Origin of the sequence: Halobellus captivus (assembly GCF_003697845.1) — an archaeon.
Classification (GTDB): domain Archaea; phylum Halobacteriota; class Halobacteria; order Halobacteriales; family Haloferacaceae; genus Halorubrum; species Halorubrum glutamatedens.
This window is the reverse complement of sequence record NZ_RDQE01000005.1, coordinates 258,777-278,874: the sequence shown is the minus strand read 5'-3', so window position 1 is coordinate 278,874 and position 20,098 is coordinate 258,777. Positions and strand designations below refer to the sequence as shown.

The 20,098-nt window shown below is 67.0% G+C and carries 18 protein-coding genes, 1 tRNA gene and 2 pseudogenes; 10 read left to right on the top strand and 11 right to left on the bottom strand.

Features of this window, described 5'->3' with window-relative positions; translation table 11 throughout:
• Both EAO78_RS08155 and EAO78_RS08150 read left to right on the top strand, forming a co-directional pair.
• Window positions 1-87, top strand: a pseudogene (locus EAO78_RS08155) (IS6 family transposase); the annotation flags it as partial.
• A 99-nt stretch (window positions 88-186) separates the two neighbouring features.
• Window positions 187-1,047: pseudogene (locus EAO78_RS08150) on the top strand (IS5 family transposase).
• A 61-nt stretch (window positions 1,048-1,108) separates the two neighbouring features.
• Here EAO78_RS08150 and EAO78_RS08145 read toward each other — a convergent pair.
• From EAO78_RS08145 to EAO78_RS08135, 4 genes are all read right to left on the bottom strand, one after another.
• On the bottom strand, window positions 1,109-1,747 hold the full coding sequence (locus tag EAO78_RS08145) for a DUF1102 domain-containing protein (protein ID WP_162498055.1): 639 nt from the start codon (window positions 1,745-1,747) through the stop codon (window positions 1,109-1,111).
• Between the two features lie 273 nt (window positions 1,748-2,020).
• Window positions 2,021-2,185, bottom strand: coding sequence for a hypothetical protein (locus EAO78_RS17870; RefSeq protein ID WP_162498054.1), 165 nt, complete (start codon window positions 2,183-2,185; stop codon window positions 2,021-2,023).
• Between the two features lie 188 nt (window positions 2,186-2,373).
• Entirely contained in the window at window positions 2,374-3,426 is a 1,053-nt protein-coding gene (locus EAO78_RS18140) for a hypothetical protein (RefSeq protein WP_203227850.1), read from the bottom strand.
• Window positions 3,427-3,537: 111 nt separating this feature from the next.
• On the bottom strand, window positions 3,538-4,116 hold the full coding sequence (locus tag EAO78_RS08135; protein ID WP_122105344.1) for a DUF7344 domain-containing protein: 579 nt from the start codon (window positions 4,114-4,116) through the stop codon (window positions 3,538-3,540).
• A gap of 515 nt (window positions 4,117-4,631) precedes the next feature.
• Here EAO78_RS08135 and EAO78_RS08130 point away from each other — a divergent pair.
• The 4 genes from EAO78_RS08130 to EAO78_RS08115 all read left to right on the top strand — a co-directional run bounded on the left by EAO78_RS08130 (window position 4,632) and on the right by EAO78_RS08115 (window position 9,834).
• Window positions 4,632-6,257 (top strand): CARDB domain-containing protein, encoded by a 1,626-nt coding sequence (locus tag EAO78_RS08130; RefSeq protein ID WP_122105343.1) that lies wholly within the window; start codon window positions 4,632-4,634, stop codon window positions 6,255-6,257.
• Between the two features lie 47 nt (window positions 6,258-6,304).
• On the top strand, window positions 6,305-7,291 hold the full coding sequence (locus tag EAO78_RS08125) for a hypothetical protein (protein ID WP_238987646.1): 987 nt from the start codon (window positions 6,305-6,307) through the stop codon (window positions 7,289-7,291).
• A gap of 69 nt (window positions 7,292-7,360) precedes the next feature.
• On the top strand, window positions 7,361-8,521 hold the full coding sequence (locus EAO78_RS08120) for a signal peptidase I (protein WP_122105342.1): 1,161 nt from the start codon (window positions 7,361-7,363) through the stop codon (window positions 8,519-8,521).
• A gap of 5 nt (window positions 8,522-8,526) precedes the next feature.
• A complete protein-coding gene (locus EAO78_RS08115) occupies window positions 8,527-9,834 on the top strand; it encodes a DUF5305 domain-containing protein (protein WP_162498053.1) in 1,308 nt (435 codons plus the stop codon).
• 13 nt (window positions 9,835-9,847) lie between these two features.
• On the opposite strand, the gene EAO78_RS08110 is transcribed toward EAO78_RS08115, so the two are convergent.
• Entirely contained in the window at window positions 9,848-10,042 is a 195-nt protein-coding gene (locus EAO78_RS08110; protein ID WP_122105341.1) for a heavy-metal-associated domain-containing protein, read from the bottom strand.
• Between the two features lie 87 nt (window positions 10,043-10,129).
• Between EAO78_RS08110 and EAO78_RS08105 the strand changes: the two genes are divergently transcribed.
• Window positions 10,130-10,720, top strand: a complete 591-nt coding sequence (locus EAO78_RS08105) for a winged helix-turn-helix transcriptional regulator (RefSeq protein ID WP_122105340.1) — start codon at window positions 10,130-10,132, stop codon at window positions 10,718-10,720.
• Window positions 10,721-10,768: 48 nt separating this feature from the next.
• A tRNA-Gln gene (locus EAO78_RS08100) sits at window positions 10,769-10,841 on the top strand.
• Window positions 10,842-11,045: 204 nt separating this feature from the next.
• Here the strand turns inward: EAO78_RS08100 and EAO78_RS08095 are convergent.
• From EAO78_RS08095 to EAO78_RS08080, 4 genes are all read right to left on the bottom strand, one after another.
• The gene (locus EAO78_RS08095) at window positions 11,046-12,107 is read right to left on the bottom strand and encodes a hypothetical protein (protein ID WP_122105339.1); all 1,062 of its coding nucleotides are present in this window, start codon (window positions 12,105-12,107) and stop codon (window positions 11,046-11,048) included.
• Window positions 12,104-12,580, bottom strand: coding sequence for a FlaD/FlaE family flagellar protein (locus EAO78_RS08090; protein ID WP_122105338.1), 477 nt, complete (start codon window positions 12,578-12,580; stop codon window positions 12,104-12,106). The genes EAO78_RS08095 and EAO78_RS08090 overlap by 4 nt, the downstream gene beginning before the upstream one ends.
• Window positions 12,581-12,703: 123 nt before the next feature.
• Complete coding sequence (locus EAO78_RS08085) at window positions 12,704-13,546, bottom strand: phosphatase PAP2 family protein (RefSeq protein WP_122105337.1); 843 nt, start codon at window positions 13,544-13,546, stop codon at window positions 12,704-12,706.
• A gap of 99 nt (window positions 13,547-13,645) precedes the next feature.
• Window positions 13,646-14,164: a zinc ribbon domain-containing protein gene (locus tag EAO78_RS08080; RefSeq protein ID WP_122105336.1), complete on the bottom strand. Its 519-nt coding sequence runs from the start codon at window positions 14,162-14,164 to the stop codon at window positions 13,646-13,648.
• 93 nt (window positions 14,165-14,257) lie between these two features.
• On the opposite strand from EAO78_RS08080, the gene EAO78_RS08075 reads away from it, so the two are divergent.
• On the top strand, window positions 14,258-15,169 hold the full coding sequence (locus EAO78_RS08075; protein WP_122105335.1) for a pantoate kinase: 912 nt from the start codon (window positions 14,258-14,260) through the stop codon (window positions 15,167-15,169).
• 19 nt (window positions 15,170-15,188) lie between these two features.
• Here EAO78_RS08075 and EAO78_RS08070 read toward each other — a convergent pair whose 3' ends face one another.
• Entirely contained in the window at window positions 15,189-16,823 is a 1,635-nt protein-coding gene (locus EAO78_RS08070; protein WP_122105334.1) for a SufS family cysteine desulfurase, read from the bottom strand.
• Window positions 16,824-16,934: 111 nt separating this feature from the next.
• A complete protein-coding gene (locus tag EAO78_RS08065; protein WP_203227849.1) occupies window positions 16,935-18,533 on the bottom strand; it encodes an N-acyl-D-amino-acid deacylase family protein in 1,599 nt (532 codons plus the stop codon).
• Window positions 18,534-18,654: 121 nt separating this feature from the next.
• On the opposite strand from EAO78_RS08065, the gene EAO78_RS08060 reads away from it, so the two are divergent.
• A complete protein-coding gene (locus EAO78_RS08060) occupies window positions 18,655-20,049 on the top strand; it encodes a signal recognition particle protein Srp54 (RefSeq protein ID WP_122105333.1) in 1,395 nt (464 codons plus the stop codon).
• Window positions 20,050-20,098: the final 49 nt, after the last annotated feature.

The following is a 20,098-nucleotide window of genomic DNA, read 5'->3' as shown; positions in this document are numbered from 1 at the left end:
TTCTCAAACTGTTTCAGCAACGCCGAAGCAGAAACAGCAAACGAGTGGCTGAGATCGTTCGCATTCGCATGGAATCAGCTTATCTGAACACTACCTGTTTAGACGGTCGAATCCGATCAATCTGAGAGCTGTGTCACTCGGATTGCCGTACTCGTATCTCCGCAGAAGTGCCACATCTTCTAGGAACTGAAGCGAGACGGATTAGGTGTGCAAACCAAGACCGCCCGCTTCGCAGAGACGGTTGTAACGCTTGCTCAAAAAGCCGTCGCTGGTGAGCCAGCTCCCGCATACCGACCCGGAAAAGAGGGGTATGCCGACTGGGTGATTCTCGCCGTTCAGGGGTTCAAAGAGTATCTTGAACACGATTACAGGAAATTAATGGATGTTCTCTGAGAGATGCCGAGAGTAGCAGACTCACTCGATTTGACGGTCGAGACGCTGCCACACTTTTCGACCGTCTGTGCGCGCAAGCAAGCGATCCCGATGAAGCGGTGGCGAGCGATTCTCAACGCGTCGGTCGAACTGTATCAACTCGGAGATGTCCAAGCAATCGACGCAACCGGCGTGGATCGTGTTCAAGCGAGCCAGCACTACGCGAAACGAACAGATTACACGTTTGAGGCGGTCAAGACCACGCTACTCATCGATTGTGAAACGAGCGCGATCATCGATATACACTGCTCGATGAAACAACCGCACGATACCCAAGTTGGTTTACAGGTGTTAGTGCGGAATCTCGACGATCTGACGGCTGTAGCGGCGGATAAGGGATACGACTGGGAAGCTCTCCGGACGAGATTGCGTGCTGAAAGTATCACACCACTGATTACGCAACGTGGCCCCGGCTTCCGAGGATGGGCGAGAAATTTACTCATTCACGATCGGGAGTATAACCAGCGTTCGAACGCCGAATCCGTGTTTTTCGGATTGCGACAGCGATACGGTGAGACGTTGTGGGCGAGAACGTGGTTCGGTCAATTCCGAGAACTTGTCATGAAATCGGCGGTGCGAAACATCGAACGCAGCTTAGAGGGTGCTTCCCGATGATTTCAGCCGTCTAAACAAGGCCAATTAATTAGATACCGTTGACGAGGTCCGAAAGTGACCTCTACTCAGAAACTGTATAATCGCTGCTGGCTTCTCCGTGGATCTGGATACTTCCGGAGAGCGAGTCGAGTGACTCAACATCTAACTCATCAGCGACTATTTTGACACCGACAGCAAGTCGTTGATCGCCAACGCTGGTGTCGAGAGCGTTTTCTTTTCCAAGTATACTCTGACTCGGATCGCTGGCATCACCGGACTTGCTACCGTAGAAGTACACTCCAGGGAGGTTAGACTTGGTCAGCCACCATTGGACGTCCTGACTGCCGCGATTCATAATTTGGAAAACGTTGTCGAACTCGTAGACCGAGCCCTTATTGATCCCGTCTCCACCGAAACCGAAGTACGTTGTATTCCCATCAGTGAAGTCCAGTTCCAGCGTATCCCGGTCCTCATAGCTTTCGCCTTCCGGAGAGAACGTATTTTCGGGTTCAGCGCCAGCGTATATCGCATTCGGACCGTATTCACCGCGTGGACTCTTTTTATACGGCATGATAGCCGTGTATGCGTCTGCATCAGAAGCGACTTCGACAGCCACTCCCCGATCTCCGCTCGACATCTGTGAGAACGCACCGGTTCCTGTTGCAGCTGCCCCGCCGGCAGCGAGCGATCCCATTCCGACCAGTAGTTTGCGTCGTTGCATGGTTGGTCTACCTCTGTTGTCCGCACGCGACCCGCTTCGGGAACACGGGACATCCCATGTCACCCCGGGTCGCTCTACTTCACCCATGGGACGTATCCCATATCGTTATGAGTCAGCAGAAGATGTTCTGGCCGGAACTGAATTGATTCTGGCGGGGTTTGTAACCAATTCTGGACTGGTCTGTAACCGTTCTGGATGGCCCTGAACACGTTCTGGTCGTGGTCACGGACGACGATCATCCCTTTACGATCAGATCCTAGGCGTCGGCATCGCCTACACTGATGACGACTCTTTGACTGTTGTATCCTCCGTGTCACGCAACGAATGTACGGGCTCCTTGCCGAGGATATGCTTTGGCTTTCCGAGATCGGAGATGTATTCCTCGCCCTCGATCTCACATGTCTCGGGCACGTCGCCGTCAACGACCTCGATCGTCACAGTCGTGTCGCGTCTGAGGACCTTCTCGCAGATCGGGTATTCGAACTCGGTGATGACGATGTCCTGATCTTAGAAGATGAAGTGTTCGATCGTCCAACTCTTCACACCTCCGAGCCCGCTCCTAATGAGATCGGTTGTCGCTACCGGATGTCCCGCGTCAGATGTACTATGTGTCGATCCGTTGTGGATCAATTGTTGACAAAACAATTGCCGAAGGCATTATCAAGGCTCGTGGTCTCCGCCGTTTCACCGCCCGAATTCCCGGGATTATCGTTACCACTGCCCGGGTTGTCGCCTCCGCCGGCACTACTGGATCCCGAGTTTCCAACGACGATCTCACATACCGAGTCATCGAACTTTGGATGGACGAACACGCCGTCTATTCCATCGATCGCGATCCCGACGATCGAATTTCCTTCGGAAACATCGAAGTCGTCGTCAAGTTCGAGTTGCGTATCGACTCGGACGTCTTTTGTGTCGGTTTCTTTCACGTCGCCACCGTCGGTGGCGTAGTACGCAGTCGCACTTACTTCTGGGTCTCTCTCACTTGCTCCGCCTCCGTCAGAATCGGTCCGAATCTGTACTTTTCCGCTATTCCCCGGAAATTTCACGGAGGAGATCAGGTCCGCCAGATCGTTCAATTTACTACTAAGCTTGAACCGGCGCGTGTCACCGAATAGCTGCGCCGTAATGCCAGTCCCTTCGATACCCTTGACGGTGATCGTCACCGCTACCTCCACTTCCTCGCCGGGCGGAACGCATGCGTCTGCGACGATTCGTATCCATTCACCCGGTCCGAACGCATCGGCGTCGTCCGCGGCTGGAAAGTCGCCGTTCGTCGACCCACGTTCGATCGCCACGTGGTCGTCGTTGACGCCGATGAAGTCCTCTTCATTGAACTCCTCATCGGGATCTGCCGGACCTTCGTATCGCTCGACGGTGATGTTTTTCAATACGTCATCTTTTACGGTCTCGTCGTCGTACTCGTACTCGATACCGACCAAGGCAAGCTCTTGATCGCCGCCGAACTGATTTCGAACTCGAACGAGCGTGACCTCCTCGCCGTATTCGGTCTCCGTGCCGTCGTTCGGTTTCTCGTACCGGATGAACGCGTCTTTGTCGTCCTCCACGCTCACCGACACCCCCCGCTCGGCCTCCGCACTGCTGAACGCCCCCGTGCCGACGCTCATCGCTCCGGAGCTCGCCCCGCCAAGCAGGAGGATGAGGTTTCGTCGTTTCATGTGAAGTGAGCCCCTCTTGAACCGATCAACGTCTTCTATCCCTATGGTTATGCGTTCCCCGAAGACCGGTACGCGGTGCCTGAAGCCCCGACGAGCCGTCCGATACCGCCCTCACTGGAGTTCCGGCGGCTTCTCCAGCTCCCCGACCTTCATCTCTCTCGTGTAGTACAGGTGCGCGATCGACGAGAACGCGAAGGCGATCACGACCGCCAGCGTCCACGCGAGGTCCGGCAGCAGGAGGAACGGCCACGCGCCCATCCAGACCGCGCCCACGAGCGCGAGCGCGACCCCGGAAAGTCCGACGTAGTAGAGGCTCCAGGGGATCTCCTTCCCCTCGACCACGTCCATGTAGAGGTCGATGTTCTCGAGTGCGACCGTGGGCTCTACCACCCCGCGGTCCTTGTTGAACTCGACGACGCCGGCACGGTCCATCTTCGGCAGGTGCGACTGCTGGAGCGCGGTGTAGACGCGCTTGCGCTCGTTGCCCGTGATCTCCACCGGCTCGACGTCGTTCTCCCAGGCCGCGATCTGCTCGGCCATCTCGCCGATCTCCATCCGTTGCTCCTCCCGTTTCAACAGGTGCACCGCGAACCGTCGTCGCTGGTTCGCGAGCACCTCGTACAGCTCGTCGTCGGTTATCTCGATACCGACGTCAGAGGGCCCCCCGTCGATCTGCTGTGCCGACGCCATTTCTGTCAGACACATATGATCCAATCTACATAAATCCTCGGATCGTGATAGAGAATTGAGAACTTCCCGTGAGTAAAATACGTCTCTTTTCCACCCGCCAAAATCTCGAATTATCGTCTGAAAACGTCTGAAAACGGTGTTCTTCGATCTGAGCCATACGATATCGTGGCTGGAAATCCCCTCTTCGTTTCCGTTCGTTTACACATATTTTGCCGGATCGGACGGTTTCAGACCGATCGTGAACGGTCGGTGAGTGGTCTTCAGACCGAGCCTGAAACGGCTCTCGCGTCGAGCGTGTCCCGGATCGAGGGCGAATTCGGAGCGATTCAGCGATCGTTCCGGTCGGACCCGATCGACCGGCCGAGATGCGAGAAACGGGTCTACCACCCTCGAAATCGCGTCATCTGCGGCGATCCGACGCCTCGATCCGCCCTCGTCTCGGAAGCGAGGACACCCTTCGGCGACTTCAGGCACCCCATTATCAAGTCCCCTGCTGTCTAACCACCATCAACGGCATGCCCACCGCCCGCCGCACCGCGATCCTCGCCGTCCTCCTCGTAGCCGCGGGCTCGCTCGCGTTCGCCACGGGCGCGGCGGTCCTCGACGGCGAGGCGGACACCCTCGCCGACGACCGGATCGCGGTCCAGCCCGCGGACGGACCCAACGGCGACTACGCGTACCTGAACGACGACGACGAGATCGCGATCGACGTCTCCGCCTCGAACCCGAACCTCCGGAACTCCAGCTTCGAGGGCGTGAACGTCGATTCTCGGGGTACCATCGACGACGTCTTCACGATCACCTACACCGCCGACCGGTCCGCCGAGGTCTGGATCGAACAGGACGACGCCGGCGAGCAGGGCGACGGGAACCTGACGTTCGTCCACGAGGACGGCTCGATCGAGAACGAGTCGAACGGCGTCACCCTCGCGCCGAACGAGTCGGTCTCGGTCGGCCTCCGGTTCGACACCCACGGCGCGGAGGCGGGGGGACGCCTCGGCGCGGACGAGTTCTCGATCCACGCGAACGTCACGGATCCGGAGTCGGAGACGATGACGACCGCGGACGACGACTCCGACTCCTCGGGCCCGACCGTCTTCGTCACGGGCTCCGGAGCCGAGCGAAGCCTCAGTGCGAGCGACGTCGACGGAGGCGACACGGTCCGGTTCGGGACCGACGGAATGCCGATCGACCGATCGAACGTCACGCTCGACGGCCTCGAGCTCGAGGGCGTCTCCGTCGAGCGCGTCGAGATGACCGCCGGCGGCAGCCCGGAGGCGTTCCCCGATGCTGGCGACCTCGAGGCTCCACGGGACCCGATCCCGCTCGGCTATCTCGCGCTCGCGTACGACTTCGACCCCGAGAGCGTCGGCTCGATGCACCTCCGGTTCAGCATCGATCGGGACGCCCTCGGCGACGCGGACCCCGAGGACGTGACCGTCTTCCGCCGGAGCGACGACGGCGAGGCCGACGGCGACTGGGAACCCCGCGAGACCGCACCCCTCGACGAGGAGGTCGTCGAGATGCGCGATCTCCCCGCGGACCGAGTCCACTTCGTCGCGACCACCGACGACTTCTCGACGTTCGCGGTGGCGGTCCACACCGACCGGATCGGCGTCGAGGAGGCCGAAATCGCCGACGAGGCCCTCGAGACCGGCGTCGGGACGACCGTGACCGCGACGGTCGAGAACGCTGGCGGCGCGGCCGGCGAGCGGACCCTGGCGTTCACCGCCGACGGCGAGACCCTCGAGTCCGAGACCGCGTCGCTCGCGCCCGGCGAGTCGACGACGGTCACGTTCCCGGTCGGCTTCGACGAGGACGGGGCGTACGACCTCGCGGTCGACGGAACGTCCGCAGGCACCCTCCTCGTCGGCGACGGTACCGACTCGAGCGACCGAGGGGCTCAGGGTGGTGCCGGCGGCGGAGACCGGAGCGACACGGGCGGTGACGGGAGCGGGAACGACGCGGGCGAATCGGACTCCGGATCCGGCGCGTCCGACGACGGCTCGGCGTCACCCGAGGCCGACGCCCCGACCGAGGAGCCGGGAGGGTTCGGGATCCCGGAACTCGCGGGCGTGACGGGAGTACTCGCCGTGCTCCTCGGGTGGTTGGCAGTGATCCGGCGAATGCCGCGTTCCTGACCGCTCGCGGCGACAGGGATTTACTGTCGGCCGCTGACGGTGTAGCCGTGACGAATCGGTCGACCGATTCGAGCGTCCGTGACGTGGATCCATCGCTTCGCGAGGTCCTTCGCTCGCGGGCCCGCCCGATCGACCTCCTCGTCCTCCTCACCGTCCCGGTCGTCCTCCTCGCGGTCTTCACGCTCCCGGAGACGACCCGCCGATCGCTCGCGTTCGCGTACCACGACCCGACCGTGCTCACGGCGTTTTCCGCCCACTACGTCCACCTCGAGGCCGACCACCTGCTCGCGAACGTCGCCGCCTACGGCCTGCTCGCCGGCGTCGGCTACCTGCTGGCGGTCACGAGCCGACGGCGTCGGTTCTTCTTCACCGCGCTCGCGACGTTCTGTCTCGCGTTCCCGTTCGCGCTCTCCGCGTTGAACCTCGCCGTTCCGCGGCGCGCGATCGGCTTCGGCTTCTCCGGGATCAACACGGCGTTCGCGGGGCTCCTCCCGCTTCTGCTCGCCGCGTTCGTCCACGAACACCTCTCGGAGCCCGGATTCGCCTCCGCGAACCCGTCGCCACGGTCCGGAGGCCCGCAGCACGTCCCGCTGTCCGACTCCGCTCCGGTCCGACTGCTCCCGGCGACCTTCCTCGTCGTCGTCGGCTGGATCGGAGTCCTCGCGCTACCGACCTCGGCCGACCTGACGGGGCTCGTCGGCCCCGCCGTCCTCCTCGGCGGATCGCTTCTCGGCGCGCACGAACTCCTGTCGACGTCGCCGGGGGGTCGACCGTCCCTCCGGGACGGCCTCCGTCGGACGGTCGATCGGCACGGGTACGGCGACCTCTTCCTCGTCGGCGCGGCCCTGGCGGTCGCGTACCCGGCCGTCGGGTTCCCCGCGGAGCCGTCGGTCGACGGCGGCGTGATAAACCTCTACGTCCACCTCCTCGGCTTCTGTCTCGCCTTCATCGGCCCGTACACGTTGATCGCGGCCGGCGCGTTCGACGAGCGGTCGTCCGGTTCCGGGACCCGCGCCGACCTCCGAATCGATTGACACGACCCGCGAGTTTATTACGCCCCGACGATTGCGTGCTATCGAACGCGACTGCTTCCTGATTGACACATGTCTCCCAGACGACTCCTCTCGATCGGTTTACAGGTCGCGGCCGTTCTCGTGGTGCTCTCGCTCGTCGTCGGGCAGTTCCTGGGGCAGCCGATCCTCCTGAGCTTCGTCGAGACGGGAAGCATGCAGCCCACCCTCGACCCCGGCGACGGCTTCGTCGCGATCCCCGCGCCGGTCGCCGGCGGGATCGGCGTCGGCGACGTGGTCACCTTCGAGGCCCAGGAGATCCAGGGCGGCGGGCTGACGACCCACCGCGTCGTCGACGAGACGGAACGTGGCTACATCACGCAGGGCGACAACAACCCCTTCACCGACCAGGACGGCGGGGAGCCGGTCGTCCAGGAGGCCGACGTCGTCGCGAAGGCGCTCACCGTCGGCGGGAACGTGGTCGTGATCCCCTACCTCGGGACGGTCGCCATGGCGTTCCAGTCGGCGCTGGAGGGGATCCAGACCTGGCTCGCGGTGACTCTCGGGTTCCGGTCGCTCCAGGGCACCCAGGGACTGGCGTACCTCCTCTTCGGGCTCTCGATCGTCGCGTACGCCGCCGACTGGCTGCTCACGGGCTCGACCCGCGACAGACCGGAGCGGGACCGATCCCGCGACGACGGCACCTCGGTGACGTTCATCCTCGTCGTGCTCGCGCTCGTGCTGATGAGCACCGCGACGGCGGCGATGGTCGTCCCGGGCGGCACCCAGGAGTACGGCGTCGTCAGCGCGGAGTTCGAGTCCGAGAACCCCACCGTGATCGAGCGGGGAACGAGCCAGGAGCTGGAGTACGTCGTCCCCAACGCGGGGCTCGTTCCCGTCCGGACCTATATCGAACCCGCCAGTCCGGGCGTGACCGTCGATCCTCAGCGGGTCGCGGTCGGTCCTCGCGGCGAAGGGTCGACCACGGTGACGCTCACGGCCCCCGACGAGACCGGTTACTACCGCATGTTCGTGGTCGAACACCGATACCTCGCGGTGTTGCCGCCGGCGGTCATCGACGGTCTCCACGAGGTCCACCCGTGGGCACCGATCGTCGCGATCGACGCCCTGCTCGGCGGCGGCATCCTCCTCACCGGGTTCGTCCTGCTCCGCGGGGAGCCGGCGCGGATCCGGGGCCGCGAATCGCGTCGGACGACCCCGCTCCACCGACGACTCCTCCGTAAACTCTACTGATACCCATGAGCACGCCCACAGCCCCCGACGAAAGCGCATCCACGGGCCCGGATGAAACCCGACTCCGGCTCCGCGCGTTCCTCGACGCACAGTTCACGGTTCTCCTGGTCGTCTGTCTCCTGATCGCCGCCGTCGGCGGCGGGATCGTCTACACCACCCACGTCGAGCCCGGCACGGAGACGCAGACGCGGACCGTCTCCTCGTGGACCGTCGAGACCGGGTACACCCACAGCGCCGAGGTGACCGAACCGAGCCCCGTCTTCTCCATCGGCGACGAGCTCACGAACCGGTCGACGTACTTCGCGACGATCGCCCCCGAACTCGACGTCGCGGCCGAGGTCGTCTATGCCGCCGACTCCGCCGAGGACGTCGACGTCGCGGTCGACTCCGAGCTGGTGGTGCGCAACGTCGGCGAGGAGGGCGTCGTCTACTGGCAACAACGCGAGGCGGTCGACTCGACGACCGCCGAGGACGTCGCTCCGGGCGAGACCGTCTCCTCCCCGTTCACGCTGAACAGCACGGCGATCGACGAGCGGGTCTTGACGATCGACGAGCGGCTCGGCGCGTCGCCCGGCGAGACGGAGACGTTCGTCGTCACCGACGTCGAGCTGACGGGCACGCTCAACGGGGAGAACGTCACGTACACGCGCTCGGTCGAGTTCGGCGTCTCCCACGAGGGCGCGACCTACACCGTCTCCGATCCGGGCGTCCAGTCGGACTCGGACGAGCAGCAGGTCACGGAGACCGTCGAGCGGACGTACGGCCCGCTCCGGGGGATCGGCGGTCCGGGGCTTCTGATCGTCGGCCTCCTCGGCGTCGTGGGACTCGGATACGGGCGGTACGAGGGAATACTCGACGTGAGCGAGGCCGAGCGAGCGTACCTCTCGTATCGGGACGACCGCTCGGAGTTCGACGAGTGGATCACGCGAGTTCGGCTTCCGCCCGAGGTATACGACCGACCGGAGGCCCACACGGAGGGACTCCGCGACCTCGTCGACTTCGCCATCGACAACGACGCCGGCGTCGTCGAGGACCCGAACACGGGCGCGTACCACGCCGTCTCCGGCGAGTTCGTCTACACCTACCGACCGCCGCTCGCCCCCGGTCGGGGAGCGGCGGACGCCGAGGACGCCGCGGGTTCGCCCCTCGACGGGGACGACGCTTCCGGGGATCGCGAGCCGGCGGAAACGGACGCGGGGCTGTTCTCCGGGTCACTCCTCGGCGGCGGCTCGGACGGCGGTGACGACGCCTCCGACGCGGCGGCGGACGCCGACGGCTCCGACACAGGAGACGGCCCGGACGAGGAGCGGTGACGCTCGACGCGGCTCAGAACGCCGTCTCGTGGCCCGCTTCCTCGATCGCGGACGTGAGGGCGGCGTCGGCGGCGTCGCCCTCGACGCTCGCGGTGCCCGCCTCGTGGTCCGCGGTCGCCGACTCGACGCCCGGCACGTCGTCGAGCGCGTCCACCACGTTGTCCTCGCACCCGCCACACGCCATGCCGTCGATCTCGATCGTTCGCATGCCCGCCCTTCGGCCGCCACGAACATCGGGTTTCCCTTGACGGCAGATGGTCCGGACGCTTTTGTCCGCCGGGAGAGAAGGACTTCCATGCGCACGCTCGACGAGACGGATCGGGAGATCCTCCGACTGCTGTTGACGGACGCCCGGCGGCCCTATAGCGACATCGCCGACCGGGTGGACCTCTCCGCGCCGGCGGTGTCGGACCGGGTCGACCGGCTCCGCGACGCCGGCGTGATCGAGGGGTTCACCCTGCGGATCGACGCCGACGAACTCTCCGAGGGGCTGGCGGCGCTCGTGACGCTCGGGGTGTCGCCCGCGGACGCCCCGGCAGTCTACGAGGCCCTCGCGGGCCGCGACCGCGTGGAGCACGCCCTCCTGACGGCCGACGGCGACGTGGTCGCGCTCGTCCGGGTCGCCGACGGCGACGTTCGCGCGTTCCTCGACCGAACCGTGGGGTTGGATCGGCTCTCGGACCTCTCGGTGCGGGTCGTCGACCGCCACGAGTGGTCGCCGGGGATCGGCGACGCCGACCTCGCCGTCGACTGCGTCGAGTGCGACAACACCGTCACCGCCGAGGGCGAGTCCGCGCGGATCGACGGGACGCTGTATCACTTCTGTTGTGGCTCCTGCCGGCGGAACTTCGAGGAGCGATACGAGCGATTGGAGGAGGGGGCGTGAGCCCGGGAAAGTAACCTACTTGAGTCCGGCCCGGTTACCGGCATTCGAAGTCCCGTGGTGTAGTGGCCAATCATAATGGCCTTTGGAGCCATTGACGGCGGTTCGAATCCGCCCGGGACTATTCTCCGAACGAAGTGAGGAGACTCGTCGCAACGCGGATCCGGACTCCGGGCGATCCGACACCGGTACGTGGTCCGGGAGCTCGCACGGGAGAGCGAGCTCGACCGGCTCCGAGAGACGAGTCCGAGCGACCTCGGTCGGTGGCGGCCCCCCGCGGGCGCGTCGGTAGCTGAAAAGGACGCCTGACCGCAGGCGATCCGTTCGTTCAGACCAGCCGCTCGGCGATGCGGGCCGCGCCCTCGGCGGCAGCGGTCGCGGGGTCGTCGGGGGCGACGACATCGACGTCGCGGTCGAGTTCGGCCGAGAGCCGCTTCTCGAACTCCTCGACCAGTCCGGGGATACACGCCATGCCGCCGGTGACGGCGATCGGGCGGCCCAGCGCGAGCTGGTAGGGTTTCATGTGGTCGTTCGCGAGCTCGGGGAGGAACTCGTTGGCGACGTCGTCGACCGCGTCGTCGATGTAGCGATCGACCGGGTCTCGGACGCCGCGGTCGACGGTGAACTCGTGGCTCCCGCCGCCGGGCTGTTGAACCACGTCGGTGAACGGCTCGAAGTCGTACACGTCGGCGTGTTCCTCCTTGTACTCCCGGGCGGTCGTCCGGTCGATGTGGACCCGGCCCTGGCTCTCCTCCTCGACGGCGGCGACGATCCAGCGGTCGACCTCGTTGCCCGTGACCGAACCGGTCGAGAAGGGCGAGAGCTGCTCGCCGCGACGATACGCACACGCCTCGAGCGTCGTCGACCCCATGTTGACCGAGACGAACACCTCGTCGATCGCGTCGAGCCCGTCGCCGTAGGCGGGGATCGCCCCACACAGCGACTCGGGGAAGCTCCGCACCGCGGCCTCGCCGATCGACGAGCCCTCGATGACGGACTCGAGGTTCTCGACGCCCGTTTCGTTGTCGATGGTCGGCACCGCGTAGACGACCGCGCTGTCGGCGGGGACGTCGTGGGCGTCCACGACGGCCTCGAAGAAGCGCTCGGCGTCGGCGACGCCGTCGTCGTCCTCGGGCAGCCCCGATCGGAGCATGAACCGGACGGCGTCCGGGTACTCGATGGCGGCGTCGCGGCCGAAGAGCACCTTCTCCGCGCCCGTGATGGCGTCCTCGTAGGTCGCCAGACAGGTGAGCGTCGAGCGTCGCTCGCGGCCGTCCCGGTCGTCGGGAAGGTCGAGCACCGTCCGGGTGCTGCCGAGTTTCACTCCGACCGGGGTCGGGGCGTTCTGGTCGTCGAGGTCCGTCGTATCGGTGGATTCTGCGTCGCTCATTGTTCACTCGCACACGAGACGATCCGGACGACCGAGACGAGGCTGATCCGATGGTCGGCGGGGGAAAAGGGCCGGTCGTGGCGCGGCGCGTCGAAGCCGGCCAGCCGGCGTTCCAACGCGTCCGCGACTCCCGGCGCGATCCACCCGAGTTCGGCGTAGTACGACAGCGCGTCGCGGCTCCGCAGGTGGCCGCCGACGTCGACGAGGTAGCCGAGCCAGTCGGCGACCTCCCGCTCCGCCTCGGGGTCGGCGGGGAGTGCCCGCAGGTAGGGGCGCTCCCCGTCGACGACCCGCCGCAGCCCGCGTTGCCGCTGGAGGACCTCCGTGAACGCGGCCGAGCGAGCCGCCCGCTCGGCGCGATTCCGGTTCGGCTGACGAAGCGGCCGCTCCCGAGGCGCTTCGTCCGCGCCCGCCCGCGTTCCCGCGAGCCAACGCAGTTCCCGTACGTCGTATCTCCGTGGATTCAGGCTCATCGTCCGTCCGTCGTTCGCGTCCGTACCGAAAGCGTCCCTCCCGGCGTATATGAGGGTTCGTGCGCAGTTATCAGCCGTGAAACTCACCGTGGCCCGTCGGATCCCCTTCGAGCCTCCGTCCGGCTACCACGCGTCTCGTCCCCCCGACCGGGTGACGATCCGGTTCGCGACCGCGACGCTGCCGATCGCGAGCGCGGCACCTGCGACGACGTCGATCGCCCAGTGGATCCCGAGGTACATCGTCGCGACGGCGATGCTTCCCGCGAGGAGCGCGGCCACGGGCGTCCACCGCGGGAACTCCTCGTGGGTCGAGACGGCGACGAGGAGGACGGTGGCCGACAGCGCGGTGTGAAGGGAGGGAAACACGTTCGTCTCGACGTTCACCCGCGCCGTGAGCTGGGTCACCTGCCGGAACGAGTCGAGGAGCGGCTCCTCCACCCGCGCCGCGTTCGGGTCCGCCCCGGGCAGCCGGTGGTAGTTTCGCGGGCCGTACGCCAACACCGCCGCGTAACAGCCGATCGCCGCGGCGTAGTTGACCGCGTACGCCGCCACGAGCGTCTTCAACGGACGAGCGTTCCCGGCGAACAGGTACGCCACGAACGGGAACGCGAGCAGGACGACGTACCCGATCACGTACACCGGCGCGAAGTAGTAGAGTCCCCAGTCGGGGATCGCCCCTTGGAGGCTCGCGACGAAGTCGCCCTCGACGGCGTAGAACCACGCGGTCGCGTCCACGCCGTACCGCCGGGAGAACGCCTCGAGGCGGTCGAGGAGCCCCTTGTTGACGAGCAGAACGATCCCCAATCCGCCGACGTAGGGGGCGACCGCTCGGAGCCGCCGCCGGAACCGGTCGCGTTCGGCGGCGACCGTCCGGACTCGATCGAGGCCGACGCAGGCCGGGAGCAGGACGGCGAAACACGCGAGGGTGACCCCCGAGACTAGGGTGGCAAGCGCCGCGAATAGCATCGGTTCACCGGGGTTACGGTCGAGCGGGTATCACTCCTCCGCTCCCGGCGAGGCGGGTCGTCGTCGTCGTCGTCCTTCGTCACTCTCCGTCGTTCCCCTCTACTCCCCGTCGTCGGCCCACGGCAGCGGCTCCGTGCACCAGTGACAGAAGTCGAGGGTCGCGTCGGTCTCCCGCCCGCACTGGGGACACTCGACGTCGGCGTGATCGCGGTCGGGCGTTTCGGCGGCCTCCGGTTCCGCCGGTTCGCGGCCGACGCCCGTACCGTCCTCCTCGGCTCCGTCCGTCGCGTGCCGCCGTATCGCCGCCGCGGTCGCGGCGGCTCGATCGGCCTCCGCGGCCTGCGAGCGCGCCACGAGGTACGCGTCCACCGCCGAGAGCCCGACCAGCACCGAGATCGGCAGGGCGATCTCGGGAGGGATCGCGGCCGCGACGTCGGCGACCGATCCGGTCGGATCGACGGGGCCCGCGTCCGAGAGGCTGTACAGCGCGACGGCCCCCCCGAGGACCGTCACGTGCCACACGATCGCCCGCCCGAATCGCCCCAGGAACGCGTGTCCCAGGCCGGGGACGAACGTCGCCAGGAGGGCGGCGACCGGCGCGCGGAGACGGCGTCGCATGCCGAGCAGTTCTCGCGGCCGCTACTTACCGGCTACGATGGCGGACGATCGCGGATAACAACCGTTAATCGGGGGCTTCGCGTGCGATGATACATGAACGGGAAGCGGGCGACCGCGTTCGTCCCCGGCCACGTCACCGCCTTCTTCAGCGCGCACCCGGCGGAGGACCCGGCCGAGGCGGGCTCCCGCGGTGCCGGGCTCACCCTCTCGGACGGCGTCGACGTGACGGTCGATCCGGTCGACGACGCTTCCGCGGCGGACGACGGCCTCGACGCGCTCACGCTCAACGGCGAGTCGGCGTCGATCGGCGCGGTCGCGGACGTGCTCTCCGCGCTCGGCGTGCGGGCGCGGGTGACGCTCGAGACGGACCTCCCGATCGGGGCCGGATTCGGCGTCTCGGGTGCGGCGGCGCTGGGGACCGCGCTCGCCGCCAACGCGGCCGCCGACCGGGGGTGCTCCGAGAACGAACTCGTCACGATCGCCCACGGGGCCGAGGTCGAACGCGGAACCGGACTCGGCGACGTGGTCGCCCAGGCCCGCGGCGGGCTCCCGGTCCGCGTGGAGCCGGGTGCCCCCGGCCACGGCGAACTCGACGGGATCCCCGCCCACGCCCGCGTGGAGTACGTCACCTTCGGGGAGCTGTCGACGGAGGACGTGCTCGCGGGCGACACCTCGACGCTCTCGGCGGCGGGCGAGCACGCCCTCTCCCGTCTCCGTGCCGACCCACGGCTCCCGACGCTGATGGACGCCTCCCGCGAGTTCGCGGAGCGGGCCGACCTGCTCGTCCCCGAGGTCGCCGAGGCGATGGACGCCGTGGCCGCCGCCGGCGATCCGGGACACGACGACTCCGTCGACCGCGCCGGCGACGGCTCCGGGACCGGGGCGTCGATGGCGATGCTCGGCCGCACCGTCTTCGCGCTCGGAACCGACCTCTCCGACGCCGGCTACGACCCCGCGGTCTGTCACACTCACCCGGCGGGTGCGCGACTGATCGGGGAGGAATAATCCCTCCGGGAGCGGCCCCTCAGTCCGTCCGGACCGCCGCCGGCTCGCCCTCCTCCAGGTGTTCGCGGGCCGCCTCGGCGATCACCTCGGCGGGGCCTCGGACGCACTCGCGGCGAAGGTCGGGATAGCGGCCGTCGACGAGCTCCTCGACGATCGTTTCCGCCTCGAGGGCACGCCCGATCGGCTCGCCGGTCAGCGCCTCCGAGACCATGCTCGCGACCGCGGTGCTCACCGCGCAGCTCTCGCTCTCGAAGCCGATCTCGGCGACGGTCCCGTCCTCGCCGAGTTCCACGTAGAACTCGCCGTCGTCGCCACAGGAGGTCTCCGCCGAGTGCTTCGTGAACGTCGGGTCGGCGATCGCCCCGGCGTTCCGCGGCGAGCGGTAGTGGTCGGCGAATCGGTCGTGGAAGCGGTCGGACGCGACCAGCTCGTCGCGGCGCTCCCGGGCGTTCTCCAGCGCGTCGATCAGGGTATCGACCTCGCGTTCCGTGTTGTAGACGTAGAAGGACGCGCGCACGGAGCCGGGGATGTCGAGCCGGTCGTGAAGCGGCTGGGTACAGTGGTCGCCGGCGCGGACGGCGATGCCGCGGTCGTTCAGTATCGATGAGAGGTCGTGGCCGTGAACGCCGTCGACGTTGAAGGAGACGAGCCCGGATCGCTCCTCGCCCCGCGGGACGCCGTAGACGGTCACGTCGTCGCGCTCGGAGAGCCGGTCCATCGCGTACTGGGCCAGGTCGTTCTCGTGGGCGGCGACCCGTTCCATCCCGATCTCGTCGAGGTAGTCGGCGGCGGCCGCGAGCGCGATCCCCTCGGCTATCGGCGGCGTCCCGGCCTCGAACTTCCAGGGCGGCCGGTTCCACGTCGACCCCTCGAAGGTGACGTGGCGGATCATCTCGCCGCCGTAGAGGAACGGCTCCATCCGCTCTAAGAGGTGGCGTTTCCCGTACAACGCGCCGATGCCGGTCGGCCCGGCCATCTTGTGGCCCGAGAAGGCGAGGAAGTCGGCGTCGAGCGCCTCCACGTCGACCGGGCGGTTCGGCACCGACTGGGCGCCGTCGAGGAAGAGCAACGCGCCGTGGTCGTGTGCGAGGTCGGCGAGGTCGCTCACCGGATTTATCGTCCCGAGGACGTTCGAGACGTGCGCAACCGACAGCATGCGGGTGTCGTCGTCGATCACCTCGGCCGCGTGCTCCATGTCGAGGTGGCCGTCCTCCTCGACGCGGACGTACCGGATCTCCGCGCCGGTCCGCCTCGCGACCTGCTGCCAGGTGACGAGCGAGGCGTGGTGTTCCATCTCGGTCACGACCACGTTGTCGCCGGGCCCGAACTCCTCGATCCCGAAGCCGTAGGCGACGAGGTTCATCGCCTCCGTCGCGTTCTTCGTGAACACGATCTCCTCCAGCCCGCCGCTCGCGCCGACGAACTCGGCGATCCGCTCGTGGGCCTCCTCGTAGGCGACGGAGGCTTCGTGGCTCAGCCCGTGGATCCCGCGGTGGACGTTCGCGTTGTACTCCTCGTAGTACTCGCGGAACACGTCGTACACCCGGGTGGGCGTCTGGGTCGTCGCGGCGTTGTCGAGGTAGACGAGCGGCTCGCCGTCGACCTCCCGGTCCAGTATCGGGAAGTCGTCTCGGATGCGTGCGGGGTCGGCCATACCGGCAACAGATACCGTCGTACAATAAGCTTCAGGGTGGGAACGTCGCCGTCCGACGGCCACGACGACGTGCCGTTCGGCGGTCGCGACGACGCGCCGATCGTTCGTGTCTCACGACGCGCCGATCACGACACCGGGTCGCGCGCCGGTGTGGTCGCCGTCGCGGACGACGAACTCGCCGTTGACCAGGACGTGTTCCACGCCGGCGGGATACACGGCGGGATCGAGGAAGTCGCCGGTCTGCTCGACCGTCTCGGGATCGAACGCCGTCACGTCGGCGCGGGCGTCCCGTTTCAACACGCCCCGGTCGTCGAGGCCCAGCCGTGACGCGGGCATTCCGGTCATCTTGTGGACGGCGCGCTCGAGCGGGATCGCTTCCTCCTCGCGGACGTATCGACCGAGCACGCGGGGGAACGTCCCGTAGCTGCGCGGGTGTGGCACGCCCTCGCCGAGCGAGCCGGACCGGCGGAGGGAGGACCCGTCGCTGCCGACCATCGTGAGGTCGTGACGCAGTACGGTCCGAACGTCCGCCTCGTCCATGCCGAAGCTGACGTGCATGGCCCGGTTCTCGTCCTCGAGAACGACGTCGAGGAGGAGCTCCGCGGGTGGTCGCTCCTCGCCGCTTCGGGCGGCGAGTTCGGCGATCGTTTTCCCCTCGATCCGCTTCAGATCGGGGTTCTGAACCCCGGTCACCAGGACGCCGTCCCAGTCGGCCGTGCGCTCCGTCTTCAGGTCCTCCCGGATCCGGGCTCGAGTTTCGGGATCGCGAAGCCGCTCTACGAGCGCGTCGTCGCCGCCGTCGTGGGCCCAGTCGGGGAGGAAGGCCCCCAGACTCGTCGAGGAGGCGACGTACGGGTACTGGTCACACTGGACGTCGATCCCCTCCCGTTCGCGAACGAGTTCCATTCGTCGGAGCGTCGCCCGCACCTTCCCCCAGTTGTCGGGGCCGATCGCCTTGTGGTGGGACACCTGTACCGGGGCGTCCGCTCGACGGCCGATCTCGATGGCCTCCTCGACGCTCTCGAGGAGGTCGTCGCTCTCGGAGCGCATGTGGGTGGCGTAGAAGCCGCCGTGGTCGGCCGCCACCTCGGCGAGCGCGACGACCTCGTCGACGTCGGCGTAACAGCCCGGCGGATAGAACAGGCCGGTGGAGAGGCCGACCGCCCCGTCCGCCATCGCCTCGGCGACCAGCTCGCGCATCTCGTCGAGCTCGTCGGTCGATGGCGCGCGGTCCTCGTGTCCCACGACGGCCGCGCGGACGTTCCCGTGGCCCACGAGCGACCCGACGTTGAGCGAGAGGCCGTCCGCCTCGAGGTACTCGAGGTAGCCGGCCATCGACTCCCACTCGTCGGCGTCGACCGCGTCCCCGAGTCCACGGCTCTCGAACCAGTCGTCGACGGAACGGGAGGCCGCTCCGTACCGCGGGGCCGCGCTCGTCCCGCAGTTCCCGACGACCTCGAGCGTCACGCCCTGTCTGACCTTGCTGTGGGCGTCCCGGTTCGCCGGGAGCGTGAAGTCGGAGTGCGTGTGGACGTCGATGAACCCCGGCGCGACGACGTCGTCGTCGAGGTCGATCTCGGCGTCCCCCTCGCCCCCGACCGTCCCGACCGCGGCGATCCGACCGTCGTCGACGGCGACGTCCCCGCGGTACCACGGTGACCCGGTTCCGTCGACGATCCGCCCGTTTCGGAGCACGCAGTCGTAGTTCATCGAGCCGATCCACGGGAAGCCACGGGTAAAGGGTGCCGTCGCCGCCCGTCGCTTTCGGCCGCCGCCACGCGCTCGGGCGACGAACAAAGCCTTTACCGCGTGGCCCGCCTACCTCCGGCAAATGGTGCTCGACGACCTCGGAACGTCCCTGCGGAGCAGCCTCGACAAGCTCCAGGGGAAGACGCGTCTCGACGAGGACGACGTCGAGGAGATCGTCAAGGAGATACAGCGATCGCTGCTCTCCGCCGACGTCGACGTCTCCCTCGTCATGGAGCTGTCGGACTCGATCGAGACGCGCGCGCTGGAGGAGGAGCCGCCCGGCGGCACGACCGCCCGCGACCACGTCCTCAAGATCGTCTACGAGGAGATGGTCGCCCTCGTCGGCGACTCCACGGCGCTGCCGCTCGAACCGCAGACGATCCTGCTGGCCGGGCTTCAGGGCTCCGGGAAGACCACCTCCGCCGCCAAGATGGCGTGGTGGTTCTCGACGAAGGGACTCCGCCCGGCGGTGATCCAGACGGACACCTTCCGCCCCGGCGCGTACGACCAGGCGAAACAGATGTGCGAGCGGGCGGAGGTCGACTTCTACGGCGACCCCGACGCCGACGACCCGGTCGAGATCGCCCGCGAGGGGATGGAGGCGACCGCCGACGCCGACGTCCGGATCGTCGACACCGCGGGTCGACACGCCCTCGAGGACGACCTCATCGCCGAGATCGAGGAGATCGAACGGGCGGTCGACCCCGACCGGTCGCTGCTCGTGCTCGACGCGGCGATCGGGCAGGGCGCTAAGGACCAGGCCCGCCAGTTCGAGGCGTCGATCGGCATCGACGGCGTGATGATCACCAAACTCGACGGGACCGCGAAGGGTGGCGGGGCGCTCACCGCCGTCAACGAGACCGGTTCGTCGATCGCCTTCCTCGGCTCCGGCGAGACGGTCCAGGACATCGAGCGGTTCGAGCCCTCCGGGTTCATCTCCCGGCTGCTCGGGATGGGCGACCTCAAGCAGCTCTCCGAGCGCGTCGAGCGCGCGATGCAGGAGGCCCAGGAGGAGGACGACGACTGGGACCCCGAGGACATGCTTCAGGGCGAGTTCACCCTGAAGGACATGAAGAAACAGATGGACGCGATGAACCGGATGGGGCCGCTCGACCAGGTGATGGACATGATCCCCGGGATGGGCGGCGGGATGATGGACCAGCTCCCGGACGACGCGATGGACGTCACCCAGGACCGGATGCGAAAGTTCGAGCGGATCATGGACTCGATGACGGAGGGGGAACTGGAGAACCCCCGCGTCGTCGGGCAGGAGCGCACCCGCCGGATCGCCCGCGGATCGGGTACGGACGAGGAGACCGTCCGCCAGCTCCTCGAACAGCACTCGATGATGGAGCGGACCATCCAGCAGTTCCAGGGAATGGGCGAGGGCGACATGCAGCGCATGATGAAGAAGATGGGCGGCGGCGGTGGCGGCCTCGGCGACATGATGGGCGGCGGGAAGGGGCCGTTCGGGTAGGCCGCTTCCTGCCGAACCGCCCGCGTTCGCGCGACCGTCAGCTCTGCCG

Coding starts and splice junctions, on each gene's coding strand:
- EAO78_RS08145 (WP_162498055.1), bottom strand. CDS start 1,747: ATGCAACGACGCAAACTACTGGTCGGAATGGGATCGCTCGCTGCCGGC.
- EAO78_RS18140 (WP_203227850.1), bottom strand. CDS start 3,426: ATGAAACGACGAAACCTCATCCTCCTGCTTGGCGGGGCGAGCTCCGGA.
- EAO78_RS08135 (WP_122105344.1), bottom strand. CDS start 4,116: ATGGCGTCGGCACAGCAGATCGACGGGGGGCCCTCTGACGTCGGTATC.
- EAO78_RS08130 (WP_122105343.1), top strand. CDS start 4,632: ATGCCCACCGCCCGCCGCACCGCGATCCTCGCCGTCCTCCTCGTAGCC.
- EAO78_RS08120 (WP_122105342.1), top strand. CDS start 7,361: ATGTCTCCCAGACGACTCCTCTCGATCGGTTTACAGGTCGCGGCCGTT.
- EAO78_RS08115 (WP_162498053.1), top strand. CDS start 8,527: ATGAGCACGCCCACAGCCCCCGACGAAAGCGCATCCACGGGCCCGGAT.
- EAO78_RS08110 (WP_122105341.1), bottom strand. CDS start 10,042: ATGCGAACGATCGAGATCGACGGCATGGCGTGTGGCGGGTGCGAGGAC.
- EAO78_RS08105 (WP_122105340.1), top strand. CDS start 10,130: ATGCGCACGCTCGACGAGACGGATCGGGAGATCCTCCGACTGCTGTTG.
- EAO78_RS08095 (WP_122105339.1), bottom strand. CDS start 12,107: ATGAGCGACGCAGAATCCACCGATACGACGGACCTCGACGACCAGAAC.
- EAO78_RS08090 (WP_122105338.1), bottom strand. CDS start 12,580: ATGAGCCTGAATCCACGGAGATACGACGTACGGGAACTGCGTTGGCTC.
- EAO78_RS08085 (WP_122105337.1), bottom strand. CDS start 13,546: ATGCTATTCGCGGCGCTTGCCACCCTAGTCTCGGGGGTCACCCTCGCG.
- EAO78_RS08080 (WP_122105336.1), bottom strand. CDS start 14,164: ATGCGACGCCGTCTCCGCGCGCCGGTCGCCGCCCTCCTGGCGACGTTC.
- EAO78_RS08075 (WP_122105335.1), top strand. CDS start 14,258: ATGAACGGGAAGCGGGCGACCGCGTTCGTCCCCGGCCACGTCACCGCC.
- EAO78_RS08070 (WP_122105334.1), bottom strand. CDS start 16,823: ATGGCCGACCCCGCACGCATCCGAGACGACTTCCCGATACTGGACCGG.
- EAO78_RS08065 (WP_203227849.1), bottom strand. CDS start 18,533: ATGAACTACGACTGCGTGCTCCGAAACGGGCGGATCGTCGACGGAACC.
- EAO78_RS08060 (WP_122105333.1), top strand. CDS start 18,655: ATGGTGCTCGACGACCTCGGAACGTCCCTGCGGAGCAGCCTCGACAAG.